The sequence below is a fragment of the Actinoplanes awajinensis subsp. mycoplanecinus genome, from assembly GCF_001509495.1.
Taxonomy (GTDB): domain Bacteria; phylum Actinomycetota; class Actinomycetes; order Mycobacteriales; family Micromonosporaceae; genus Actinoplanes; species Actinoplanes palleronii.
In genome coordinates this window covers 1-1,262 of sequence record NZ_LLZH01000131.1, presented here as the reverse complement: position 1 = coordinate 1,262, position 1,262 = coordinate 1, and the positions used below count along the sequence as shown (strand labels likewise).

The 1,262-nt window shown below is 67.3% G+C and carries 2 protein-coding genes; both read left to right on the top strand.

Annotation, left to right across the window (positions count from 1 at the left end):
- Positions 1-702, top strand: a 702-nt coding sequence (locus tag ADL15_RS51490) for an FtsK/SpoIIIE domain-containing protein (RefSeq protein WP_269748350.1), incomplete at its 5' end; no start/stop codon positions are given.
- A gap of 40 nt (positions 703-742) precedes the next feature.
- Entirely contained in the window at positions 743-1,135 is a 393-nt protein-coding gene (locus ADL15_RS17020; RefSeq protein ID WP_067691447.1) for a hypothetical protein, read from the top strand.
- The last annotated feature ends 127 nt before the right edge of the window (positions 1,136-1,262 follow it).

Sequence of the window (1,262 nt, the reverse complement as noted above, 5' to 3'; positions counted from 1 at the left end):
AAGAATCTGCTGATCGGTGGCGAGCCGGGCGCGGGTAAGTCGGGTCTGCTCAACGGTGCGATGGCGCACGCCGCGTTGTCGCTGGACTGCAAGCTGTGCCTGTTCGACGGTAAGCAGGTCGAGCTGGGGCAGTGGCGCGAGTGCGCGGACGTGTTCGTCGGCCCGGATCTGAGTCAGGCGCTGAGCGTGCTCAAGCGCTTGCAAACGATGATGGACCGCCGTTACGCATACCTGCTGGCCTGCGGACGTCGGAAAATCACACCCCGGGACGCGTTCCTGCCGTACGTAATCGGCGTCGACGAGATCGCGTACTTCTCCGCGACGGTCGGTAAGAAGACGGACCGCGACGACTTCGCGTCGCTGCTGCGGGACCTGGTCGCGCGGGGACGGGCGGTCGGCCTGATCGTCATCGCCGCTACCCAGCGTCCCAGCTCGGACATCATCCCGACGTCGCTGCGGGACCTGTTCGCGTGGCGGTTCGCCGGCCGATGCACCACCAACTCGTCCTCGGACATCGGGTGTCGGGCTGCTGATCTCCGAGGGCGGAAGTCCGCACCTGGTGAAGGTCGCCTACCTCGACGACGACGCCTGCGCCGCGATCGCCAAGTACGCGGCCCTGCTGCGTCGCACGGTCCGCGAACAGAGTCCCGGCCGGACGCTGGTCGCGGCCTGACGGACCTCTCACAGACCACCCGCAAATAGCGGATGGAAACCGATCCCTAGCGAAGGGAGGGCCGATCTCATGGCCCGCAACGCGCACCTGCCCACATCGCAGCCGACCCGTCCGGTTGTCCATTACTACCCGGACCCGGCGATGGTCGCCGACCTGGAGCGGCTCAACGCAACCGAGCTGGCCGCCCGCCGGGCGCAGGAACGGCTGCTGTACGGGCGCTGGAAGGTCCGCCAGGCGGCGATCCGGGAGCGTGACCGCAAGGTCCGTCAGTTCTGGTTCGGCTTCGGCGGTGTCCTGGCCCTGGTCGTGCTGGCCGTCCTCGCGTTCGCCGCGTGGATGGTGTGGACCTGGCTGGCCGCGCTCGGTGCCGGTGTCCTCGCGATCCCGGTGATCGTCGTGTTCCTCACGGTCACCGCGATCGGTGGTCACCGCTGCGTCACTGTCGTGCAGCACTGGCACTGACCAGCACCACCACAACTTCACATTGCATGCGGACGACACCAGGTGCAACAGCCGTGGAAAGCAAGCCCCGGTGCCGCCGCCCCTAACCACCAAACCCACTTCCGACGGAAGGAGTCGGCACGATGAA